Raw genomic sequence first — 22,671 nt, forward strand, 5'->3', positions numbered from 1 at the left:
CACGCGCCCGCGGGAAGGGGCGGCCGGTCCCCGGGGCCGGCCGCCCCTTCCCGCGGGCTCAGGCGCCGCCCGGGGCGGCCGTCGAGGCCCTCAGCACCAGCCGCGTCGCCAGTTCCACCCGCGGCGACGCGGGCGGCCGGCCGTCCGCCACGTCGAGCAGCACCCGGGTCGCCTCACGGCCCAGTTCCTCGAACGGCTGGCGCACCGCGCTCAGCGGCGGACTCGCCATGGCCGCCACCAGCGTGTCGTCGAACGACATGACCGCCACGTCGTCCGGCACGCGCAGCCCCAGCTGCCGGGCGGCCTCCAGCACCCCGAGCGCCTGCGCGTCACTGGCCGCGAACACGGCCGTGGGCCGCCGCCCGGCGCCGAGCAGGTGCCGGGCGGCGGCCAGCGCCTCCTCGTAGTCGAAGTCCGTCGAGCGCACCAGGGCCGCGTCGTAGCCGATCCCCGCCTCCTCCAGCGCGGCCCGGTAGCCGTGCACCCGGGCCGCGCCCGCCAGCGAGTGGGACCGCCCCGCGACCATGCCGATCCGCGTGTGCCCGAGACCGATCAGGTGGCGCACCGCGTCCCTGGCGCCGCTCCAGTTCGTCACCCCGATGCTCGGGATGTCCTCGGTGGGAGCGCTCAGCGGGTCGACCAGCACCACCGGCAGCCGCTGTTCGACGATGCGCCGCTGGTCCTCCTCCGTCACCATCGAGATCACGACGATCAGCCCGGCCGCGTCCAGCGCCACGCACTCCTGGAGCCACTGCGAGAGGGAACGTCTGCCGGTGGTGCCGGTCAGCACGTGCACACCCAGCTCACCGGCCGCGTCGACGATCCCGCGGACCACCTCCAGGGTGTAGGGCCCCGACAGGTCCCGGAAGACCGCGATGATCTGACGCGGCGCCTCCGGGTCCCGCTCCCACGGCCGGACGTAGCCGTGGCGGGCCAGCAGCTCCTCGACCCGTTCCCTGGTCGCCCGGCCGACGTCCCGCCGCCGGTGCACCACCTTGGAGACGGTGCTGAGGGACACGCCCGCCTCCTGGGCGATGCCCGTCAGCATCCCGTACTGCGCCTCCCGCTGTCCCTTGCCCTGAACGGTCACTTTCCCGCTTTCTCCACCGGTCCGGCACCGGTCTGCTCCGCCGCCAGCCAACAGCAGCGGGCACCGGCGGACAAGCCTCCGGCGCCCGCCGCCTGTGCACCTACCCTCTGCTCCGCTTCCGGGCGGCGTCACCGGACCGGGGTTCGCGGACCAGGCGCCACTCCTGCGCGGCGTCGGCGGTGGCCGTCTCCACGGTGACGGCGCCGCCCGGGGCCCCGGCCGTGAGGTACAGGTCGCCGTTCCGGGCCGAGCGGATCCTGTAGTGACCGTCGGTGGTGGGGACGAGGGTCCACTGTTTGTCGGTGGCGCCGTCGTCGACCCACTGGGCGAGCCTCTGCCCGGGGGTCGCGGCGCCGGTCCAGATGCCGGTGGCGCGGCCGCCGGCCTTGTTGAGCAGGGTGACCCTGTCCCCCTTCTCCGTCAGGTGCCAGCGCTGGGTGTCGTCGCTCGCGGACACCGGGAGGGTGACGAGGTCGGGGACGTCGCCGGTGAGGTTCGCGTCCTGGGTCTTGCCGTTCTCGGGACCGAGGGCCTGGCCGGTGCGGCGGTTGACCAGGGTGTGGTAGTCGCCGTCGGAGTGCCCGAGGTCGACCTCGCCGTACCTGACGGGCCCGATGCTTCCGCCCGCCCAGGACGCCTGGAGGATCAGCATCCGGCCGGTGCCCTCCACGTACTGGAGGGTGCGGCTGTACCCGGCGGGGACGGGGGTCTGGTACTCCTTCCACGTGCCGGTGGCGGCACCGGACTCGTTGACCCAGACGCTGCCGCTGCCGGACGCGTTGTAGACGATCCGCCCGTCGGGCATCGCCGCGAGGACCGGACTGCCGCCCGCCGCCGGCGCGCGGCCCCCGCCGGGTACGGGCAGCGCGTCGATCGGCGCGTCACCGCCCGAGCGGAAGTTCTGCGGATCGTCGGCGACGCGGTGGCGGACGGTGGAGCCGCCGCCCCAGTACTCGTAGGTCAGCAGCCACTTGCCGTCGGTGGTCGGGACGACGGTGGTCATGCCGGGGCGCCCGCCGCCGATGAGGTTCCTGCCGCCGGACCGCACGGTGGTGCCCGGGACATCGACCACCGGGGCGCTCCAGGACGCGCTGGTGCCGTCCCAGGTCCTGTGGACGAGGATCTGGGTGCCCGGGTCGGCCGCGGTGGCGTTGTCCGGGTCGGGGACGGGGATCCCGGTGGTGGTGTCGTGGCCGGTGAACTCGTTCTCGTCGGAGTAGTAGGCGATGAGCCTGCCGTCCCGGGCGATCAGGTGGGGTTCCCAGACGGGGTCCTGCTGCCCGGCCGTGTTGGCGGCCGAGCGGTTCGTCCCGCCGCCGCCCTGCCAGCCGCCGGCGGCGACGATGTTCTCGAAGCCCCAGGTGACGCCGTCGTCGGTGCTGGAGTACAGGGCGATGGAGACGTCCCTGCGGTCGCCGTCGCCGGAGGGCTGCCAGTCCGGATCGGCGGCCTTCCGCTCGCGGTAGTAGGCGTCGTCGCCGGAGACGACGCTCGCCAGGAGCAGGGTGCCGGCCTTCATGCGGCCCACGTCGTGGGGGAGGACGTAGAGGTACGGGTTGGTCCAGTTGCTGGTGTACTTCGCGTACCGCGGGTCGCCGGACAGGCGGGCGGGGGCCTCGACGTCGGTGAGCTTCTGCCAGGTCGTGCCGTGGTCGTCGCTCTTGTACAGGGGCATGGTCTGGCCGACCGGGTCGCCCTGGCTGTTCTCGAACGCCGCCACGATCCGGCCGCTCGGCAGCTGGGCCGACTTCGGGTACAGGACGCAGGGCCGTTTGTTGCAGGCCGGGTTCTGGGCCGTGTACAGGTCCGACGGGCCGGGCCGGTAGGCCGACGCGTCCGGCGCGAGGGCCAGCACGAGTGCCGCCCCGGCCGCCGCGGCGGTCACCGTCGCGAGACTCTTCCGTATCGATGCGTGCTTCAACTGCGGCTCCTCCAGGGGATGTGCGCACCGGGGCAGCCCCGACCCGCCGGCCGTGACGCACAGGGGGAAACGCCTCCGGGGCGGGCTTCGGGGCGAGGCGGAACGGCACCAGCGGTCGCATGGAGGTGCCCGTGCACTCCTGGGCCGTGTGCCGGCTGCTGGAAAGTATCGGGACACGGCATCGCCGTGTCACCGGTCCGCTCACGAAAGGGTTTCGCCGCGCGCCTCGCCCGCCGGCCCCCGCCGCAGGGGCCGGAACGCGCCGAGGCGAGGCACCGGGATGCCGGTGCCTCGCCTCGGTCGGTTCTCCGCGACGGCCCGGGGGGGGGGGGGGGGGGGGGGGGGGGGCGGGGGGGGGGGGGGGGGCGGCGGGCGGGGCGGGGGGGGGCGCGGGGCGGGGCGGGCGGGGGGGGGGGCCGGGGGGGGGGGCGGGGGGGCCGCCCGGCCGCGCCCGCGCGCGCGCGGGCGGGGGGGGGCCCCCGCCGCCCCCCCCCCCACGACGGGGTCTCACATGCCGAGCGCCAGACGGTGGTACGCCTGGTTCCACCGCAGGTCGCGCTGGAACTGCCGGGCGGTGGTCGTCGCGTCGATGAGCGCGAGCTCCACCTTCAGCATCTCGGCGAGGTCGTCCAGGTGCTCGGAGGTGAGCGCCGTGCTCAGGACGGTGTGGTGGGGGCCGCCGGCCATCAGCCAGGACTCCGTGGAGGTACGGAGGTCGGGCCGCGGCCGCCAGACGGCGCGGGCCACCGGCAGCGCCGGCAGCGGGTGGGGCGGCGTCACCACGTCGATCTCGTTGGCCACCATGCGGAAGCGGTCGCCGAGGTCGCTCAGACCGATGACGACGGCCGGGCCGGGCGCCGCGTCGAACACCAGGCGGACGGGGTCCTCACGGCCGCCGATGCCCAGCGGGTGGATCTCGCAGCTGGGCGTGTCCGCGGCGATCGACGGGCACACCTCCAGCATGTGGGCGCCCAGGATGAGCTCGTTGCCCGGCGTCAGGTCGTAGGTGTAGTCCTCCATGAACGAGGTGCCGCCGGGCAGCCCCTCGGCGGCGACCTTCAGGGCGCGCAGCAGGACGGCGGTCTTCCAGTCGCCCTCGCCGCCGAACCCGTGGCCCTGCGCCATGAGGCGCTGCACGGCGAGGCCCGGGAGCTGGCGCAGACCGCCGAGGTCCTCGAAGTTGGTGGTGAAGGCCTTGAAGCCGCCCTCGGTGAGGAAGGAGCGCAGACCCACCTCGATCCGCGCGGCGTAGCGCAGGGAGTCGTGGCGGTCGCCGCCCGCGCGCAGCTCCGGCGCCAGCCGGTAGAGCTCCTCGTACTCCTCGACCAGAGCGGTGACCTCGCTCTCGTCCGCCGAGTCGACCACCGCGACCAGGTCGTTGACGCCGTAGGTGTTGACGGAGACGCCGAAGCGGAGCTGCGCCGCGACCTTGTCGCCCTCGGTGACGGCGACGTCGCGCATGTTGTCCCCGAAGCGGGCGACCTTGAGCGTGGCCAGTTCGGCGCGGGCGGTGGCGGCACGGGCCCACGTCACGATGCGCGCGACCGTCGTCGGGTCGGAGATGTGGCCGGCCACGGTCTTGCGCGGCACGCCGACGCGGCCCTGGATGTGGCCGAACTCGCGGTCGCCGTGCGCCGCCTGGTTGAGGTTCATGAAGTCCATGTCGATGGTGTCCCAGGGCAGGGCGACATTGGACTGGGTGTGCAGGTGCAGCAGCGGCTTGCGCAGGGCGTCCAGGCCCGCGATCCACATCTTCGCGGGCGAGAAGGTGTGCATCCAGGCGATCAGGCCCACACACCGGTCGTCGCTGTTGGCGTCCAGACAGACGCGGCGGATGGCGGCGGCGTCGGTGAGCACCGGCTTCTGCACGACACGGACGGGAAGACCGGCCGTGTCCGCCAGCGCCTCGGCTATCTGCGCGGACTGCTCCGCGACCTGCTTCAGCGTCTCCTCCCCGTACAGCCCTTGGCTGCCGGTGAGGAACCAGACTTCACGGACGGGGGTTTTGTGGCTGGACACGTCGTCTCCTGAGAGGAAAAGGCGGGACTGCCGCCGGCCGCGGTGCTGCGGCCGGCGGGGGATGTCATTCGGCGGTGAGCGAGGTGTTGCGGATGGCCCTCAGACGGTGCAGCAGGCCGTCGGACCCGAAGCGGTCGTGCAGCAGCCGGTACTCCGCGAACAGCGCGTCGTAGGCGTCGGCGCGCGCGGGGTCGGGCACGTAGACGGCGCGCTCCAGCCGTCCCATGGCGGCGGTGGCGGTACGCACGTCGGGGTGCGCGCCGGCGGCGACGGCGGCGTGGATGGCCGAGCCGAGGGCGGGGCCCTGCTTCGACGCCGCGAGCGACACCGGGCGGCGCAGGACGTCCGCGTAGATCTGCATGAGCAGCTCGTTCTTGGCCAGGCCGCCGGCGACGATGAACTCGGTCACCGGCACCCCGCCGTTCTCGAGGGCCTCGACGATGACGCGGGTGCCGTAGGCCGTGGCCTCGAGCATCGCGCGGTAGACGTCCTCGGGACGGGTGGCGAGGGTGAGGCCGGCGATGACGCCGGAGAGGTGGTGGTCGACCAGGACGGAACGGTTGCCGTTCAGCCAGTCCAGGGCGACCAGGCCGTGACCGCCGACCGGCTGGTCCGCGGCCTTGCGGGTGAGCAGGGTGTGCAGGTCCTCGCCCCGCTCGGCGGCCTCGGCGTAGTACTCCTCGGGGACGCCCTGGCGCAGCACCCAGGCGAAGATGTCGCCGACCGCGCTCTGCCCGGCCTCGTAGCCGTACGCGCCCTCCACGATGCCGCCGTTGACGACACCGCAGATGCCGGGGACGTCGGCGAGGACGGAGGAGTTGACGACGTGGCAGGTGGAGGTGCCCATGATGGCCAGCAGCCGTCCGTCCTCCACCGCCTGGGCGGCCGCCGCGGTGACGTGGGCGTCGACGTTGCCGGCCGCCACCGCGATGCCGGGCCGCAGTCCGGTCCACGCGGCCGCCTGCTCGCTGAGGGAGCCGACGCGGGAGCCGAGCGGGGACAGCGGGAACTCGAGCCGGGTGCGGGCGAAGTCGGCGAACCGCGGGTTCAGCGCGGCCAGGTAGTCCTCGCCGGGGTAACTGCCGTCCTGGTATATGCCCTTGTAGCCGGCGGTGCAGGTGTTGCGGGACTCGGCGCCGGTGAGCTGCCAGACGATCCAGTCGGCCGCCTCGATCCAGCGCGCGCAGGCGTCGTAGACCTCGGAGTCCTCCTCCAGGACCTGCAGGGCCTTCGCGAACTGCCACTCGGCGGAGATCTTGCCGCCGTACCGGCCGATCCACTTCTCGCCCCGCGCGTGCGCGAGGTCGTTGATGCGGTCGGCCTGGGCCTGGGCGGCGTGGTGCTTCCAGAGCTTGGGCCAGGCGTGCGGGCGGTCCGCGAGGGGCGTCTCGGCCAGGGGCGTGCCGTCCGCCAGCGTGGGCAGGACGGTGCAGGCGGTGAAGTCGGTGGCGATGCCGATGATGTCGGCGGGGTCGACACCGGCCTCGGCCACGGCCGCCGGCACGGCCCGGCGCAGCACCTCGCGCCAGTCGTCCGGGTGCTGGAGCGCCCAGTCCGGGGGCAGCTTCGCGCCGGTGCCCGGGAGGCGGTCGTCGATGACCGCGTGCGCGTACTCGTGGACGGCGGAGGACAGTTCCAGGCCGTCGCGGACCCGCACCACCACGGCGCGGCCCGACAGGGTGCCGAAGTCGACGCCCACGGTGTACTGCTCACGTGTGTCGGGGGAGTGGGCGGCGGAGGCCGAGGGGGGCGAGGGGGAGGTCACCGGATTGCCTTTCGAGAAGCCGTACGGCGGCGGACGGCTCCAGTTCCGGCAGGTCCGCTGGCCGACGGGCACGGTCGGTTACGCATTCGAAGTGTGAGCGCTAACAGCAGGGAAATCAAGATGCGTACGCCAACCTCTTCCGGGATCGCGAGACGCCGTCGGCGGACCGACGCGGAAATCCTGTGGGACACGGGGTTTTTCTCGCGAACTCCTCCGGCGCTACGGGCCGGAGGAGGGGAGGGTGCCGGCCGCGCGCGCCGAGGCGCTACGGGGGTGTGTCGCACCCGGAGGGAGGGGGAATCGCTTTGTGAGCGCTAACAAAAGATGGGGCTCACTCGTCACGGAGGGTGGCCATTCCCTCGGGCGGCCCACTTCTGTGGCCCGTCCCGGCGATGCGCTCCCGCCGGTCGGCCGGCAGGCCCGGCCCGGGGCGGGGGCCTGGGTACGCCCGACGCACGGCACGCGCACGCCCGTTGACGCGACTTCCGGGAGCACCCTAACGTATTGGCAGCATCTCGAACAGTATTCGATATGTCGAACGTGCGGAGGTGCGGTGATGCGGAGAACGGTGCCGTTCCGGGGCGAGGGCGGCACCGCCTGCCGTACCGCGGGGGCGCGGCGGCACCGCCCGGCCGACGGGCCGCGGGCTGGGCCGGCGTCCCTCAGGAACCGCCGGCCGCGGCCCGGATCACGGCTTCTCCGTCGCGGCCGCGGGTCACTCCCCGGCCGTGGAACGGCGGGCGGTGCTGGCCCGGACGATGAGTTCGGGGGCGATGGTGAGGTGTTCGGCCTCGGTCGCGGTGCCCTCGATGTGCTTGAGGAGCAGCTCGATACTGCTGCGCCCCAGGGAGCCGAAGTCCTGGCGGACCGTGGTGAGCGGGGGAGGGAAGAACTCCGCCTGCGGCGTGTCGTCGAAGCCGGCGACGGCCACGTCCGCCGGGGTGCGCAGCCCCGCCTCGCGGAACGCCCGCAGCACCCCCAGGGCCATGTGGTCGTTCGCGACGAACACCGCGGTGAGCCCGCTGCCGTGCCCGGCGGAGGCGAGCGCCCGGCCGGCGAGCTGCTGGCCGGCCCGGTACCCCGACAGCGGGCTCCAGTCGCCCCGCAGCACCGGCGGCATCTCGGCTCCGGCGTCCCGCAGCGCGCTCTCCCAGCCGGCTGTGCGCGCCTCGCTCTCCAGCCAGTCTGCGGGCCCCGACACGTGCCACACGGTGGAGTGCCCCGCGGCGAGGAGGTGTTCCGTGACCATGCGGGCCCCGAGGTGCTGGTCGACCGAGACGCCGGGCAGTTCGAGGGCGTGACCGCCCTCGACGGTGACCACGGGGCACGGGGCCTGCAGCGACGCCAGGGCCCGGACGGCGTCGCGCTGGGGGGTGATGGCGATCACCCCCTCCACCCCCCAGGCGGTGAGATGGTGCATCGCCTCGGTGAGCGAGGTCTCCGTGAGCGTGCGCAAAGTGACCGCGGAGGTCAGGTAACCGCGCTCCCGTGCCGCCTCCTGGACGCCGAAGAGCGTGCTGGCGGGCCCGTGGAGCGTGGTGTTCACGGCGATGACGCCCAGCGTGTGCGTCCTGCGGGTGGCGAGCGCGCGCGCCGCCGAGTTGCGGCGGTACCCCAGCCGCTCGACGACCTCCATCACCGCGGAGCGGGTCCCGGGCCTGACGTTCGGGTGACCGCTGAGCACGCGTGAGACGGTCTGGTGGGACACGCCGGCGACGCGTGCCACGTCCGCCATGGTGGGCGCCCTGGAGGCGTCTGGCAACTGGGTCAACCCTCTCCCCGCCTTGTTCGTTGGATGGCGACTGTTCAAAGTACCGCCTCGTCGTGGGGGCGCCCCGGCGGCCGGGTCCGGCGGTCGGGGGACCGCGGGCGACCGGTCACGGTGCACGTCCGCCGCAGTGCGCGTCGGCCGCAGCACGCGCCGACCGCCGAGCAGTCATGTTCGGGCTCACATTCTGGGCGGGTACGTGCGACAAGCGCGTCGGCAAATCGGCGCCAGCTCTTGAGTTACCCGCATGTTAGCGCGCACAATCTCCGGGGGCCTGCTGGACAGCCGTCGAGCGATCGGGCGGTCCCCATGTCCTTCGAGATGTCCTTCGGAACACACACGCGCGCGGTCGCGGCCTCCTGCCGGAGAGACGGCGGGGCGGGCGCGGCCGACGACGGAAAGACGGTGAGAGCGTAGTGAGCGAGTCCCTCTCCTTCGGGGATCTCCGCCGAGAGGTCCTGGCGGCCAACCTGCGGATACCGGCGGCCGGCCTGGCCACGCTCACCTGGGGGAACGTGAGCGGTGTCGACCGGGAGGCCGGCGTCTTCGTCATCAAGCCGTCCGGCGTCTCCTACGAGAACCTCCGGGAGGAGGACCTCGTCGTGGTCTCCCTGGAGGACGGCCGGGTGGTCGAGGGACACCTCAAGCCCTCCACCGACACCGAGACCCACAGGTGCCTGTACCGCGCCTTCCCCTCCATCGGAGGCGTCACCCACACGCACTCGACGCACGCGGTCGCCTTCGCCCAGGCACGCCGCCCGATCCCCGTCCTGGGAACCACCCACGCGGACACCTTCAACGGCCCGGTCCCGGTGACGGAGGACCTCACGGCCGAACAGTGCGCCCGTGACTACGAGTACAACACGGGCCAGGTGATCGTGGCCATGCTCGAGGACGACCCCCGCCGTGCCGAGGAGGTGCCCGCGGCGCTCGTCTCGCGGCACGGGCCGTTCACCTGGGGCGCCACCGCGACCGCCTCGCTCGAGAACGCCGTCATCTGCGAGGCGGTCGCCGAGATGGCGCTGCACACCATGGCGCTGAGCTCGCCCGCCGCGCTCCCCGAGCCTCCGCAGCACCTGCTCGACCGGCACTTCACCCGCAAGCACGGACCGGACGCGTACTACGGCAACGCCGTCGCCCCGGCCACCGCCCGCTGAGGGGAACGGCACCGTGCCGGTCGCCCGCCCCGCCCGTACCCGTCCGGCCCAGGCCGGACGGGTACGGGCGGGCAGGGAACGCCCCGTGACAGGGGCGTCGTCGCGGCGAGGACGTCGATGACACCCCTCGGACGCGCCCAGGACGCCACGAGGGTGCACGGCCTCGGCGAGGAACGCCGCACCCGGATCGCCGACATCGTCCGGCGCCAGAGCGAGGGAGCGGGCACCGGCGGCTCGGCGGGACGGGCCGCGGCGGAGGAACGCAGGGCGAGGATCGCCTCCGTCGTCCGGCAGCGGGGCCGCGTCCCGGTGACCGACCTCGCCGGCTTCCTCGGAGTCGGCGAGCCCACCCTGCTCAGGGACCTCACCGTGCTGGAACGGGCGAACGTGCTGCGCCGCACGAGCCAGGGAGCGGTCGTGGCGGTCACCGGCCTCACCCCCTTCCCGCGGCGCGGCCGCGAGGACCGCGGGGGAGTCCGCGCGGTGACGGCACGGCTGTGCCTGGACCTCGTCGACCAGGGACAGACGCTGTTCCTCGACTCCGGCACCGTCTCCCAGGCCGTCGCCGACGCCCTCGGGCCGCTGCGCGTCACGGTCCTGACCAACGCCCTCGGCGTCGCGGAGACCCTGGCCGGACGGCCCACCGCGCCGCACGTGCTCCTCGGCGGGGAACTGAGCCCGGCGAGCCGGTCGTTGGTGGGGCCGGTGGCCGCCGCCGCGCTGGAGCGGTTCACCGTCGACATCGCCTTCGTCGGCGCCGGCGGGCTCACCGAGTCGGGCGTCAGCGTCGCGGCCACGGAGGACGGACAGATCCAGCAGATCGCCATCGGCCGGGCCCGGCGGGTCGTCGTGACGGTGGAGGCGTCCGCGGTCGGAAACGCCGACTTCTTCGGCATCGCGGGACTCCGGGACGTCGACGACATCGTCTGCGACCGGCCGCAGCCGGACCTCGCCCGGTGGTGCCGGACACACGGCATCCGCCTGCACCACCCCGCACACGACACGTGAGGGCGAGGGAGCGGCCGGTGGCGGCCGGGGCGACGCGGTGACGCCGGCCCCGCACCGGCCGAGGCCAAGCGCTTAGAAAGCGCTTGGCCTCGGCCGGTCCAGGGCCCGAGAGGACGGACTGCCCGGCGACCGTTTCGCGGGGAAGCGCGGATCGTCCTCGAGCCGTTCGGCGTTCAGGTCGTCGACCGCGCCGCGGGCGTCCCCGATCGTGGCGTAGTCCACGGCGACGAAGTTGACCGGCCTGTTCCGGCGCCGCTCGCAGTCGTGGACCCGTTCCAGCACCGCCTGCCGGGAGTTGACCGTACCGGCGTCCAGCCGCCGCCCGCCGCCGGCCGTGACGAAGTGGTTGAGCAGGAACAGCCGCTTGTCCGTGCCGCCTCGGTTGGGCAGACAGGTCATCTCCCCGGGACTGCGGAAGGCGAACGGCGTCTCCATGCCGTACCGGTAGAAGTTCCGGTACCACGGCGCGGGCCCGTCCGCCTTCTCCGCGAAGACCACCAGGCGCTGGCCGTCGTCGATCATCTCCCCGAGCTTCGGCCACGGACGGTCCGGGTCCTCGTGCGGCACGTGCAGCAGGCCGGTGAGCCCGGCCCGCTCGAAGGCGTGCCGGGTCGCCGCGCCGTCCACCCCGTCCTGCACGATCAGGGTGACGATCTCCGTCGGGTGCGCGCGCAGCCAGTCGCCGATCTGGCGCAGCGTGGGCGTCAGTTCCAGCGCGCCGGCGCCGCAGACCGAGTGGCACAGCCACAGGCCGGGGTGGGGCGGATTCACCCGCTCCAGGATCCCGGTGAGCCGGCGGCGCAGTTCCGGGGAGAACTCGGAGGTGCTCAGCCGGTCCGCGACCTCCTCGGGCCGCTCCCAGCGGTGCGTGTCCAGGAGCAGGACGCGTACCCCGGCGTCCAGCTGGCCGACGATGTCCGGGTCCTGCAGGGGGCCGATGAAACGGTCCGCGGTCGTGGCCATCGCGTTGTGCGCGGCCAGCTGGGCGATCTCGTCGTAACGGACGTCGCACAGTTCGGCGCTGCCCTGGCAGATCCGCGGGGAGGGACCCGTCAGCGCGACGGGCACGAACACCGTGCCGGCCAGCGCGCACGCCGACACGACGGCGGTCAGCGCCGGGCCGTGCCGCGGGTCGGTGAGCACCGGCACCGACGGCCTGGTCTGCCAGATCCAGGCGACGGTGATCAGCAGCGCCCCGGCGGCGAGCAGGATCACGGCGACGACGGTGGCCGCGGTCAGCAGCCGGCCGAGCGCGGCGGCCTGCACGTCGGCGACGAGACGCGCGGCGCTGGGCGGCCACGAGGCGGGCGCGCTGAAGAGCGCGTCGCCCAGCACGAGCCGGAGCAGGAACACCGCCAGCGCCGTGAGCGAGGCGGCGGCGGTCAGCACCCAGCCGAGCGGCATCAGCCGCCGCTTGACGGGGAACGGCGCGGAGAACCACAGCAGGGCGAGCGCGGCCGCGCCCAGGACCGCGGCGACCGGCTCGACCACCTCCTGGAACAGGCGGGTGACCGCGCGCGCCCGGTGCACCGGGGCCAGCTCGTCACGGGACGCGTCGACGTGGACGGTGATGACCCAGGTGCCGTCGCGGGCCTCCCGCAGCAGCTCCGCGGCGGTCGCCCGCACCTGGTCCGTCAGGGCGACCGGGGCCAGCGCGGCCAGTGCCGCGGCCACGTCGCCCCGGTCGAGCGCCGACCGCAGCGTGGGCTCGAGCGTGGCCCGCTCGGACCCGGGGACCAGCCGCAGCAGCGCCTCGGTCGCCGCGGCCGCCTGGCCGGGGGAGAGCGGCAGCGTCGGCAGGTCCTCGAGCGGGGCCTCGCCCGCCACCAGCCGCGCCGCCACCTCGGACAGGCGGTTGACGAACGCCTGGAAGTCGGGTTCGGAACGCCGCTGCAGGGCGGCGACGGCGTCCCCGAAGTACGCCTGGCTGAGCCTCTCGACGTTCGCGACGACGGGTTCCAGGTCCACGGTGACGCGCAGCCCGTCGCGGTCGCCCTCCAGGTAGCGGATCACCTCGCCGATCTGCCGGTCGCCCATCTCCCGCAGCGTCTCGGGCGGGACGACGACCTTGATGTTGGAGGTGAGGGTGGACTGCGGGACCGGCAGCCGGTCCAGCAGTTCCTGCGTCAGCGGCGTGCTGTGCGGATCGACCAGCACCTCGTCGTAGAACCGCTGGTAGGCGTGCTCGTCCTCGAGCACGCGGCTGTAGAAGGCGGGGTCGAGCACGGTGCTGCGCACCACGGCGGCCGCGGCCAGGACGGTCAGGCTCAGCACGGCCACGGCCCACACCAGCGCGTGCGCCCAGGCCGAACGGCCGACCAGTCCCTCCATGGTGCTCCTTCCCGTCCCGCCGGCCCCCGTGTACCTCCCTCATACCCCGGACGCGGGAAGCCCGAGGGGGCGGTGGGAGAGGTCCGCTCTCCCACCGCCCCCTCGGGCGTCCGGTGTGCCGCGGATCAGACCGCCGGGGACGGGTACGTCGGGTACTCCACCCCGGAGACGTGCTGGACGACGCGGACGACCTGGCAGGAGTAGCCGAACTCGTTGTCGTACCAGAGGTAGAGGATCGCGTTGTCACCCTCCACCTTCAGCGCGCCCGCGTCCACGATCGAGGCGTGGCGCGAGCCGATGAAGTCGCTGGAGACCGCGTCGGGGGCGCTGATGAAGTCGATCTGGCGCTTGAGCGGCGAGGTCAGCGACACCTCGCGCAGGTGGTCGAGCACGTCCTCGCGGGTGGTCTCGCGGGCGAGCTGGAGGTTGAGGATCGCGATCGAGACGTCCGGCACGGGCACCCGGATCGAGCTGCCGGTGATCTTCGCCTTGAGGTCGGGCAGCGCCTTGGCGACGGCGGAGGCGGCACCGGTCTCGGTGATGACCATGTTCAGCGGCGCCGAACGGCCGCGGCGGTCCGACTTGTGGTAATTGTCCAGCAGATTCTGGTCGTTGGTGAACGAGTGGACCGTCTCCACGTGGCCGCGCAGCACACCGTACTCGTCGGCCATCGCCTTCAGCGGCGGCACGATCGCGTTGGTGGTGCAGGAGGCGCAGGACAGGATCTGCTCGTCCGGCTTGATCGTGTCGTGGTTGACGCCGTGCACGATGTTGGGGACGTCGCCCTTGCCCGGCGCGGTCAGCACGACCTTGTCGATGCCGGGGCGCAGGTGCTTGGACAGGCCCTCGCGGTCGCGCCACTTGCCGGTGTTGTCGATGAGGATGGCGTTCTTGATGCCGTACGCCGTGTAGTCGACCTGGGCCGGGTCGTCGGCGTAGATCACCTTGATGGCGTTGCCGTTGGCGAGGATCGTGCTGTCGTCCTCGTCGACGGTGATCGTGCCCTGGAACTGTCCGTGCACCGAGTCGCGGCGCAGCAGCGAGGCGCGCTTGACGAGATCCTGCTCGCCGCCGCCGCGGACGACGATGGCGCGCAGGCGCAGGCCGTTGCCCGAGCCCGCCTTCTCGATGAGCAGGCGGGCGACCAGCCGGCCGATGCGGCCGAAGCCGTAGAGGACGACGTCGCGCGGCTCACGGCGGTCGATCTTGTTCGCGCCGGTGGCGCCGGCGACGGCCTCGGCGGTGAACTCCGCCACCGACAGACCGCGGTCGTCCTCCTTGTACGTCGAGGCCAGCATGCCGACGTCGATCTGGGACGGCCCGAGGTCGAGCGTGGTGAGCGCCTGGACGAAGGGGAGCGTCTCGGTGACCGACAGTTCGGCACCGGCGATCTGCCGGGCGAAGCGGTGCGTCTTCAGGATGCTGACCACCGACTTGTTCACCAGGGAGCGGCTGTGCAGCAGGACGGTGACGTCCCGCTCGCGGTGCAGCTTCCCGATCATCGGGATCATCGACTCCGCGATCTCCTCGCGGTTCTTCCAGTTGGTGAACGAGTCCTCGTTGACAGTCACGTCTCTATCTTTCGAGCTAGGCGGCGCTCATATGCTAACCCCATCGATTCTGTGATCGATCAAGTGGGCCCACCTTCGATCAGATGAGTGCCCCAGCCTTCGCCTTCGCCCCGCCCCGGCACCCGTCCTCGCCCCCGCCCCCGCCCGGCCCCGTCCGCGGCCCTCGCCCGTCCCCGTCCGCGGCCCTCGCACAGGATTGCGCCGCCCCCGACCGGGTACGCGAGGCTGGACCGCGCCCGTGCCGATCACCGGCACCGGCCTTGCAACACCGCCGCTACCAGGGGATCTGTCATGGAGACACCCGCGAACGACCACCCCGTCACGCCCGCCCAGCAGGCGCTGGACGCGCTCGCCGAGAACACCGAGGACACGGCGGCGCTCGACACGCTCGCGAGCAGCGACGTGCTCGTCCCGGTGCCCGACGACGCGGACGACCAGGACGCCGCCGACCCCGGCACGCTGGCCCTGCCCGTGCTGGAGCAGCAGGGCGGAGGCCAGGTGGTGCCCGTGTTCACCTCCGAGACGGAGATGGCCGGCCTGCTGCCGTACGTCTCGCGCTACCGCATGGTGCCGCTCGGCGCCCTCGCCGCACAGTGGCCGGCCGACGATCTGTCCCTGTCCATCGACGCCGGCTCGGAGCACCGCCTCACCCTCACGTCGAACGGCGTACGCACCCTGCTCGCGCGCTCCTAGCGAGCCGTCGGCGGCTTCGCCGGGGGGTCTCGTCGGAGGTCTGTTCACCCGGGGCCGCGCCCGGGTCCGTGTCGACGGCGCCGGCGGTTCCGTGGACCACCGCGGGGCGCGGCCCCGCCGTACGCGTCAGGCCAGCAGCGCGGCGGCGTGCTGTCGTGCCTGACGCAACCAGGTCGCGCGGGTCTCCCCGGAGGAGGCGGTGACCGTCCGGAAGACGACCCGGCGGACGTCGGTCACTCCCACGTACGGCAGGACGCACGCCGACCAGATCCTGTGCAGGGGGTCCCCGAACTCGCTCTCCTCGCGATCGGCGGGGGTGTCGGAGGTGTTCAGGACGAGGGCGCGGCCGGCCTTCAGCAGCCCTTCGGGCTCCCCCTCCGCCGTCCCCAGTTTGTAGGCGACGCCGGGCACGAGTACCCGCTGCACCCAGCCCGCCAGGACCGCGGGCGGCATGCCCCACCAGTTGGGGTGGACGAACACCATGGCGTCGAGCGTGGCCACCTCCGACCGGTGCAGCGCCACCTGCGGGTCGTGGGCATCCGTGGCGGCCCGGACCGTCTCCGTCTCGTCGGCGGACAGCCCGGGCGCGAACCCCTCGGCACAGAGGTCGTGCGCGAGGACTTCGCACCCGAGATCGCGCAACTGCTGCACGACGGCGTCGAACACCGCGTGATTGAAGCTGCCGGGCCGTGGGTGCGCGAGGTAGACCCCTACGCGTGGCATTCGTTCCCCCAGGGGTATCGGTGGTCGTCGTCCGCGGGACTCCGCAGCCGACCCGTTCGAACGATCATCATGCCGGTGAGGTACTGCTCGCGGGACCGATCGCCGAGATCCGGACGGGACCACCGGCCGTGGTGTCCCGGCTCCCGCCCGGACACCGGCCGGCCGGCCGCCACGGGGCAGCCCTCAGGCCGACTCCCGGCGCACCAGTTCCGTCGGCAGGATGACGGTCGCCGGGTCCTCGCCGCCGATCTGGGCCAGCAGCACCCGCACCATCTCGGCGCTGATCCGGTCCCAGGGCTGGCGGATGGTCGTCAGCTCCGGGCTGGCGGCGACCGCGGCGGGGGAGTCGTCGAAGCCGCCCACCGCCACGTCCTGCGGCACCCGCCGTCCGGCCCGCCGCAGGGCCGCCAGCACCCCCTGCGCCATCAGGTCGGAGGCCACGAACACGGCGTCCACGTCCGGAGCCCGCGCCAGCAGCCGCTCCGCCCCCGCCTCACCGCTCGCCCTGCTGTAGTCACCGGACACGACGAGCCGCTCGTCGACCTCGATGCCCGCCTCGGTGAGCACCTCCTCGTACCCGGCGAGACGCTCCACACCGCCCGGGGTGTCCAGCGGACCGGTGACCACGCCGATCCGCCGCCGCCCCAGCGACAGCAGGTGCCGGACCATGTCCCGGGCGCCGTCGCGGTCGTCGGCGGCCACGTAACTCACCTTGGAACCCAGCCCGATCGGCTTGCCGCACGCCACCAGCGGCACCCCCGCCGCGCGCAGCTCCTCGGCGACCGGGTCCCCGGAGTGGCTGGAGACCAGCAGCACCCCGTCGACGTGCCCGGCCGTGATGTACCGCGTTATGCGCCGCCGTTCGTCCTTCGTCCCCGCCAGCATCAGCAGCAGCGGCACGTCGTGCGCGGCCAGCGCCTGCGTGCAACCGCGCAGCAGGACGTTGAAGTTGGGGTCCTCGAAGAACCGCTCCTGCGGCTCGGTGAGCAGGAAGCCCACCGAGTCCGAACGCCCGGTGATCAGCGACCGGGCGTGCCGGTTGACGACGTAACCGGTCTTGCGGATCGCGGCGTTGACGGCCTCCTGCGCGGCCGGGCTGACGTAGTGCCCGCCGTTGAGCACCCGTGACACCGTGCCGCGCGACACCCCCGCCTCGCGCGCCACGTCGTGGATCGTCGGCGGTCGGCGCCGTCCCCCCGTGTTGCCCATGGTCACGACTTTACGGCCCCGGAGAGCAGGTCGAGGCTCCAGAACCGCTGGACGACCAGGAACAGGGCGACCAGCGGGATCACCGCGAGGAACGCGCCCGTGATCACCAGCGTGTAGAGCGCCGGGGTGTTGGCCCCCTGCTCCAGCAGTGTGTGCAGGCCGAGCGTGATCGGGAACTTCTCGTCGTCGCTGAGCATGATGTACGGCAGCAGGAAGTTGTTCCACACGGCCACGAACTGGAACAGGAACACCGTCACCAGTCCCGGCACCATCATCGGCAGCCCGATGCGGGTGAAGATCCGCCACTCGCCGGCCCCGTCCATCCGCCCGGCCTCCACCACGTCGGCGGGCACGGCCGCCGAGGCGTAGATGCGCGCCAGGTAGACGCCGTAGGGGGAGAGGATCTGGGGGAGCAGCACCGACAGGTACGAGTCCGTGAGGTCCGCCTGAGCCAGCAGCAGGTACTGCGGGACGGCGAGGATCACGGGCGGCATCAGCACGCCGGCGAGCAGCACGTTGAACAGGGCCTCGCGGCCCCGGAAGCGGTAGACGGCCAGCGCGTAGCCGCTGACCGCCGACACGGCCGTCGACAGGAGGGCGCCGAGGACGGCGTAGAGGGCCGAGTTGGCCATCCACCGCCAGTACACGCCGTCGCGGTAGGCGCTCAGGTCGCTCACGTTGTCGGCGAAACCGGTGCCCGGCAGGAAGGTGAAGGTGGAGAACAGCTCGCTGCCCGACTTGGTGGCCGCGACGACCACCCAGGCCACCGGCAGCAGGCAGTAGACCGCGCCGAGCAGCAGCGTGAGCGTCGGCACCGGGGCGATGCGGCGGCGCGGCGGCCCCTGTGCGGTGCCGGGTGTGGTGCCCGCCGCCGGCTGCGCCTTGCGCACGGCGAGAGAACTCATCGGGCCTCCTCCTGCTTGTTGCGCCGGTTCGCCGCCCGCAGGAACCCGAAGGACAGCAGCAGGGTGACGAGCGCGATGATCGTCGCCTGTGCGGCGGCGGCGTGGACGTCACCCTTGCCGAAGGCGTCCTGGTACACCTTCATCAGCGGACTCCAGGTGGTGGGAACGGCGTTGGTGAGGGGCTTGAGGGTGGTCGGTTCGCTGAACACCTGGAGCGTGGCGATGATCGAGAAGAAGAACGTCAGCACCAGCGAGGGCGCCACCATCGGGATCTTGATCCGCAGCGCGATCTGCAGCGGGGAGGCGCCGTCCAGCTTCGCCGCCTCGTACACCTCGGCCGGGATCGACCGCAGCGAGGTGTAGATGACGATCATGTTGAAGCCGGTGCCGCCCCAGACCGCGATGTTCGACAGGGCGAAGTAGAGCGGGCCGCCGTCCAGCAGGTCCGGCTGCGGCAGGCCGAGCCGGTCCAGCGCGAAGTGGAAGGGGCTGACGTCCGGCAGGTACAGGAAGCCCCACAGCAGCGCCGCCACCACACCGGGGATGGCGTACGGCAGGAAGATCGCGAGCCGGGTGAAGGAGGTGAGGCGGACCCTGTCGGAGTCCAGCATCAGCGCGAACAGCAGGGCGAGGCCCAGCATCACGGGCACGACGATGCAGCCGTAGCCGAGGACGCGCAGCGCGCCGTTCAGCAGCTCGCTGTCGCCGAGCGCGTCGGCGTAGTTGCGGAAGCCGGCCCAGACCTCCTTCCGTGCCCCGGAGCCGAGGCCCAGCCCGGACACCTTCACCTTGCGGAAGCTGAGCCACACCGCGTACCCGATGGGCAGCGCGAAGAAGAGCAGGAACAGGAGGGCCGCGGGGAACAGGAAGAAGTAGGGGGCGCGAAGCGCTCCTCTGAGGGCGGTGGTGGGAGACGGGTGGGCGTACGGGGCGCTCCGGACCCCGTACGGCCTCCGGCGTGCGGTCGTGCTGGTCACCGGGCGACCTCGAAGCCCTGCTTCTCCAGGTCGGCGACCGTCTCCTTCTGCATGGTGGCGAGGGCGGCGGAGAAGTCCGACCTGTTCTTGGCGGCGGCGGCGAAGGCGTCCTTGAAGGCCGTGTAGGCGACGTTGACGTTCGGGCCCCAGGCCGCGGGGGCCGTCGTCTTCGCGATGTCGGCGGCCCGGGAGTAGAAGTCGGGCTGGTTGGAGAAGTACGCGGGCGGGTTGGTGAAGGCGCCGCTGAGCTGGGCCGAGGTGGAGGCGGGGTAGATGCCGCCCTCCTTGGCGAGGGCGTTGAGGGCGTCGCCGTCGGTGTTCAGCCAGGCGGCGAATTTGGCGGCCGCGTCCTTGTGCTTGGAGTCGGTGGTCACGGCGGTGGAGGATCCGCCCCAGCTGCCGGTGCGGTTCTCCTCGGCCGTCCACTGGGGGAGCGGGGCCATGGCCCACTTGCCCTTGGTGTCCGGCGCGGCGGTGGTCAGCGTGCCGGGCGCCCACACGGCGCTGACCCAGGCGATCTGCTTGCCGGTGTTGAGCGCCTTGTTCCAGGCCGGGGTGTACATCGGCTGGTTGTCGATGGCGCCCTCCTCGACGAGGCCGCCCCAGAAGTCGGCGACCTTCTTCGTCGCCGCGTCGTCGATGCCGACCTTCCACTTCTCGCCCTCGGTCGTCCACCACTTGGCGCCGGCCTGCTGGGCGAGGCCCGCGAAGAGGCCGGAGTCGTTGGCGGAGAAGGTGGTCAGGGCCTTGTCGGGGGCTTCCTTCTTCAGCTTGCGCGCGGTCTCGGCGAACTGGTCCCAGGTGGAGGGGACCTTCAGGCCGTACTCCTTGAACAGGTCCTCGCGGTAGTAGAACATCATCGGCCCGATGTCCTGCGGGACGGCGTAGACGGCGTCCGTGCCGAGCGTGGTCTGCTGCCACACGCCCTCGGCGAACTTGCCCTTCACGTCGTCGACCTCGCCCGATATGTCGGCGAGCGCGTCGTTGCTGACCAGTGTGGGCAGCGCCTGGTACTCGGCCTGCACGAGGTCGGGCGCCTGGCCGGCCTTGTGCGCGGTGAGGATCTTGGTGACGAGCGTGTCGCCGGACGCCTGCTTCTTCACCGTGACGGTGATCTGCTCCTTCTTGCCGGGCCCCTTGTTCCACAGGTCGGCGACCTTGTCCATGCCGGGCGTCCACGTCCAGTACGTGAGCGAGACGGGCCCCGACTGGGCCTCGCCGCCGTCGTCGGACGAGCCGCAGGCGGCGAGGGCGGTGGCGGCGAGCGCGACGGCGACGGCGGACGTCACCAGGCGGCGGCGCTTGGTGTGCGGCATGGATCTCTCCCCTGACCTGGGGTCCCCGCCTCTTGCGGGGACCTGCCATGCTTCTGTGAGCGTTCACAGTAGAGAAACATCCTGGACACTTGTCAATGGTTGTTGCTGTGCGGTTATGTTGAGTGCGTGCCGCCGATCATGTGTGTGCACGTTCCCATCTGATCGATCACATCGGGAGAGCAGCCATGCCGGAGACCACCCCCAGGGGCCTGACCGGGCTCGCCTTCGGCGGGGACTACAACCCCGAGCAGTGGCCCGAGAGCGTCTGGTCCGAGGACGTCCGGCTGATGCGCGAGGCAGGCGTCACCATGGTGAGCGTCGGGATCTTCTCCTGGGCGCTGCTGGAGCCCGCCCCCGGCACCTACGACTTCGGCTGGCTCGACCGCCTCCTGGACCTGCTGCACGACAACGGCATCCGCGTCGACCTCGGCACGCCCACCGTCGCACCGCCCGCCTGGTTCTACCGGGCCCACCCCGAGGCCCTCCCGGTCACCGCCGAGGGACTGCGCCACGAGTTCGGCTCCCGCGGCGCCATCTGCCACAGCAACGCCGACTACCGGGCCGCCGCGGCGGACATCACCACGAAGCTCGCCGAGCGCTACGGCTCCCACCCGGCCCTCGCGCTCTGGCACGTCCACAACGAGTACGGCGTCCCCGTCTCCGCCTGCTACTGCGACTCCTGCGCCGCCCACTTCCGCCGCTGGCTCGCGACCACCTACGGCACGGTCGACGCCGTCAACGAGGCCTGGGGAACCGCCTTCTGGGGCCAGCGCTACGCGGACCTCGACCAGATCAACCCGCCGCGCATGACGCCCACCGTGGGCAACCCGGCCCAGGCGCTGGACTACAAGCGCTTCGCCGACGCCACCCTGCGCGAGAACTTCCGCGCCGAGCGCGACATCCTGCACCGCCTGTCACCCGGCGTCCCCGTCACCACCAACTTCATGACCGCCCTCAGCCAGTGCGACTCCGTCGACTACTGGGCCTGGGGCCGCGAGGTCGACCTCGTCACCAACGACCACTACCTGATCACCGACGGCCGCCGCACCCACGTCAACCTCGCCATGGCCGCCGACCTCACCCGCTCCGTCGCCGGCGGCGCCCCCTGGCTGCTGCTCGAGCACTCCACCTCGGGCGTGAACTGGCAGCCCCGCAACCCCGCCAAGGCCCCCGGCCAGATGGCCCGCAACTCCCTCGCCCACGTGGCCCGCGGCTCCGAGGGCGCCATGTTCTTCCAGTGGCGCCAGTCCCGGCGCGGCGCCGAGAAGTTCCACTCGGCGATGCTCCCGCACGGCGGTACGGACACCCGGGTCTGGCGCGAGGTGGTCGAACTCGGCGCCTCGATCGACTCGCTGAACCCGGTCCGCGGCACCCGCACCGAGGCGGACGTCGCGATGGTCTGGGACTGGCACTCCTGGTGGGCGCAGACCCTGCAGTGGCGCCCCAGCGAGGACCACGATCCCCGCGAACGCGCCGACGCCTTCTACGAGGTCCTCTACGACCGTCACCTCACCGTCGACTTCGCCCACCCGGAGGCCGACCTGTCGGCCTACCCCCTCGTCGTCGTCCCCGCCCTGTACCTGACGACACAGGCGGCCGGGAAGAACCTGCGGGAGTACGTGGAGCGGGGCGGCACCCTGGTCGTCTCCTACTTCTCCGGCATCGTCGACGAGCACGACGCCGTCCACGAGGGCCCCTACCCGGGCGCGCTCAGGGACGTGCTGGGCCTCACCGTCGAGGAGTTCTCGCCGCTGCTGGCGGAGGAGCGGATCCGGATCACCGGCCCCGACGGCACGGAGCTCGACGGCGACGTGTGGACGGAGTTCGTCGTGCCGCGCGGCGCCGAGACGGTGTGGACGTACGCCGACGGCCTGGCCGCCGGCCGGCCCGCCGTCACCCGCCACCGCCTGGGCGAGGGCACCGCCTGGTACGTCTCCACCCGGCTCGGCGCCGAGGGCCTGGACGCCGTCCTCGGCCGGGCCGCGGCGGACGCCCGCATCACCCCGCGCGACGGCCTGCCCCGCGACGTGGAGGTCGTGCGCCGCACCGGCGGGACGGGCACCTACCTGTTCGCCGTCAACCACACCGCGTCCGACGTCCGGATCCCCCTGGAGGCCCCCGGCACCGAGCTGCTGACCGGGGAACGCGCCGCCGACCGTCTCGCGGTGCCGGCGGGAGCCGTACGGGTCGTACGACTGGACGGCTAGGCACCCGGTCT

Annotated in this window: 16 protein-coding genes; 4 read left to right on the forward strand and 12 right to left on the reverse strand. The window is 72.7% G+C overall.

The genetic code is table 11. The features are described from left to right. Positions 1 to 58 precede the first annotated feature (58 nt). The 5 genes from ACFYOJ_RS01215 to ACFYOJ_RS01235 form a co-directional block, all read right to left on the reverse strand. A complete protein-coding gene (locus tag ACFYOJ_RS01215) occupies positions 59 to 1,090 on the reverse strand; it encodes a LacI family DNA-binding transcriptional regulator (RefSeq protein WP_356552312.1) in 1,032 nt (343 codons plus the stop codon). 100 nt (positions 1,091 to 1,190) lie between these two features. Continuing rightward, positions 1,191 to 3,011 (reverse strand): RICIN domain-containing protein, encoded by a 1,821-nt coding sequence (locus ACFYOJ_RS01220; protein ID WP_388596071.1) that lies wholly within the window; start codon positions 3,009 to 3,011, stop codon positions 1,191 to 1,193. Between the two features lie 507 nt (positions 3,012 to 3,518). Next, positions 3,519 to 5,030 (reverse strand): L-arabinose isomerase, encoded by a 1,512-nt coding sequence (gene araA / locus ACFYOJ_RS01225; protein ID WP_356552314.1) that lies wholly within the window; start codon positions 5,028 to 5,030, stop codon positions 3,519 to 3,521. A gap of 64 nt (positions 5,031 to 5,094) precedes the next feature. Beyond that, on the reverse strand, positions 5,095 to 6,795 hold the full coding sequence (araB, locus tag ACFYOJ_RS01230; protein ID WP_388596069.1) for a ribulokinase: 1,701 nt from the start codon (positions 6,793 to 6,795) through the stop codon (positions 5,095 to 5,097). A gap of 715 nt (positions 6,796 to 7,510) precedes the next feature. Further along, positions 7,511 to 8,566, reverse strand: coding sequence for a LacI family DNA-binding transcriptional regulator (locus ACFYOJ_RS01235; protein ID WP_356552316.1), 1,056 nt, complete (start codon positions 8,564 to 8,566; stop codon positions 7,511 to 7,513). 413 nt (positions 8,567 to 8,979) lie between these two features. Between ACFYOJ_RS01235 and araD the strand changes: the two genes are divergently transcribed. After that, positions 8,980 to 9,720, forward strand: coding sequence for an L-ribulose-5-phosphate 4-epimerase AraD (araD, locus tag ACFYOJ_RS01240; RefSeq protein ID WP_356552318.1), 741 nt, complete (start codon positions 8,980 to 8,982; stop codon positions 9,718 to 9,720). Positions 9,721 to 9,837: 117 nt separating this feature from the next. Then, the gene (locus ACFYOJ_RS01245; protein WP_356552319.1) at positions 9,838 to 10,728 is read left to right on the forward strand and encodes a DeoR/GlpR family DNA-binding transcription regulator; all 891 of its coding nucleotides are present in this window, start codon (positions 9,838 to 9,840) and stop codon (positions 10,726 to 10,728) included. A 72-nt stretch (positions 10,729 to 10,800) separates the two neighbouring features. On the opposite strand, the gene ACFYOJ_RS01250 is transcribed toward ACFYOJ_RS01245, so the two are convergent. Together ACFYOJ_RS01250 and ACFYOJ_RS01255 are read right to left on the reverse strand one after the other, a co-directional pair. Continuing rightward, positions 10,801 to 13,059: a PI-PLC domain-containing protein gene (locus ACFYOJ_RS01250; RefSeq protein ID WP_356552321.1), complete on the reverse strand. Its 2,259-nt coding sequence runs from the start codon at positions 13,057 to 13,059 to the stop codon at positions 10,801 to 10,803. 125 nt (positions 13,060 to 13,184) lie between these two features. Beyond that, on the reverse strand, positions 13,185 to 14,630 hold the full coding sequence (locus ACFYOJ_RS01255; RefSeq protein ID WP_356552322.1) for a glyceraldehyde-3-phosphate dehydrogenase: 1,446 nt from the start codon (positions 14,628 to 14,630) through the stop codon (positions 13,185 to 13,187). A gap of 291 nt (positions 14,631 to 14,921) precedes the next feature. On the opposite strand from ACFYOJ_RS01255, the gene ACFYOJ_RS01260 reads away from it, so the two are divergent. After that, on the forward strand, positions 14,922 to 15,323 hold the full coding sequence (locus ACFYOJ_RS01260; RefSeq protein ID WP_356552324.1) for an SseB family protein: 402 nt from the start codon (positions 14,922 to 14,924) through the stop codon (positions 15,321 to 15,323). A gap of 126 nt (positions 15,324 to 15,449) precedes the next feature. Here ACFYOJ_RS01260 and ACFYOJ_RS01265 read toward each other — a convergent pair whose 3' ends face one another. The 5 genes from ACFYOJ_RS01265 to ACFYOJ_RS01285 all read right to left on the reverse strand — a co-directional run bounded on the left by ACFYOJ_RS01265 (position 15,450) and on the right by ACFYOJ_RS01285 (position 20,453). After that, on the reverse strand, positions 15,450 to 16,046 hold the full coding sequence (locus tag ACFYOJ_RS01265) for an NAD(P)H-dependent oxidoreductase (protein WP_356552326.1): 597 nt from the start codon (positions 16,044 to 16,046) through the stop codon (positions 15,450 to 15,452). A 183-nt stretch (positions 16,047 to 16,229) separates the two neighbouring features. After that, positions 16,230 to 17,261, reverse strand: a complete 1,032-nt coding sequence (locus ACFYOJ_RS01270) for a LacI family DNA-binding transcriptional regulator (RefSeq protein WP_356552328.1) — start codon at positions 17,259 to 17,261, stop codon at positions 16,230 to 16,232. After that, the gene (locus tag ACFYOJ_RS01275) at positions 17,258 to 18,160 is read right to left on the reverse strand and encodes a carbohydrate ABC transporter permease (RefSeq protein WP_356552330.1); all 903 of its coding nucleotides are present in this window, start codon (positions 18,158 to 18,160) and stop codon (positions 17,258 to 17,260) included. The genes ACFYOJ_RS01270 and ACFYOJ_RS01275 overlap by 4 nt, the downstream gene beginning before the upstream one ends. Then, on the reverse strand, positions 18,157 to 19,137 hold the full coding sequence (locus tag ACFYOJ_RS01280; RefSeq protein ID WP_356552332.1) for a sugar ABC transporter permease: 981 nt from the start codon (positions 19,135 to 19,137) through the stop codon (positions 18,157 to 18,159). The genes ACFYOJ_RS01275 and ACFYOJ_RS01280 overlap by 4 nt, the downstream gene beginning before the upstream one ends. Further along, the gene (locus tag ACFYOJ_RS01285; RefSeq protein ID WP_356552334.1) at positions 19,134 to 20,453 is read right to left on the reverse strand and encodes an extracellular solute-binding protein; all 1,320 of its coding nucleotides are present in this window, start codon (positions 20,451 to 20,453) and stop codon (positions 19,134 to 19,136) included. Before ACFYOJ_RS01285 ends, ACFYOJ_RS01280 begins: the two co-directional genes overlap by 4 nt. A 185-nt stretch (positions 20,454 to 20,638) precedes the next feature. On the opposite strand from ACFYOJ_RS01285, the gene ACFYOJ_RS01290 reads away from it, so the two are divergent. After that, positions 20,639 to 22,660, forward strand: coding sequence for a beta-galactosidase (locus ACFYOJ_RS01290; RefSeq protein WP_356552336.1), 2,022 nt, complete (start codon positions 20,639 to 20,641; stop codon positions 22,658 to 22,660). Positions 22,661 to 22,671: the final 11 nt, after the last annotated feature.

The organism is Streptomyces sp. NPDC006384, assembly GCF_042870695.1.
Lineage (GTDB): Bacteria > Actinomycetota > Actinomycetes > Streptomycetales > Streptomycetaceae > Streptomyces.

Excerpts from the sequence above, each read along its gene's own strand:
- ACFYOJ_RS01265 (WP_356552326.1), bottom strand. The coding sequence starts at position 16,046 with ATGCCACGCGTAGGGGTCTACCTCGCGCACCCACGGCCCGGCAGCTTC.
- ACFYOJ_RS01245 (WP_356552319.1), top strand. The coding sequence starts at position 9,838 with ATGACACCCCTCGGACGCGCCCAGGACGCCACGAGGGTGCACGGCCTC.
- ACFYOJ_RS01275 (WP_356552330.1), bottom strand. The coding sequence starts at position 18,160 with ATGAGTTCTCTCGCCGTGCGCAAGGCGCAGCCGGCGGCGGGCACCACA.
- ACFYOJ_RS01290 (WP_356552336.1), top strand. The coding sequence starts at position 20,639 with ATGCCGGAGACCACCCCCAGGGGCCTGACCGGGCTCGCCTTCGGCGGG.
- ACFYOJ_RS01250 (WP_356552321.1), bottom strand. The coding sequence starts at position 13,059 with ATGGAGGGACTGGTCGGCCGTTCGGCCTGGGCGCACGCGCTGGTGTGG.
- ACFYOJ_RS01285 (WP_356552334.1), bottom strand. The coding sequence starts at position 20,453 with ATGCCGCACACCAAGCGCCGCCGCCTGGTGACGTCCGCCGTCGCCGTC.
- ACFYOJ_RS01260 (WP_356552324.1), top strand. The coding sequence starts at position 14,922 with ATGGAGACACCCGCGAACGACCACCCCGTCACGCCCGCCCAGCAGGCG.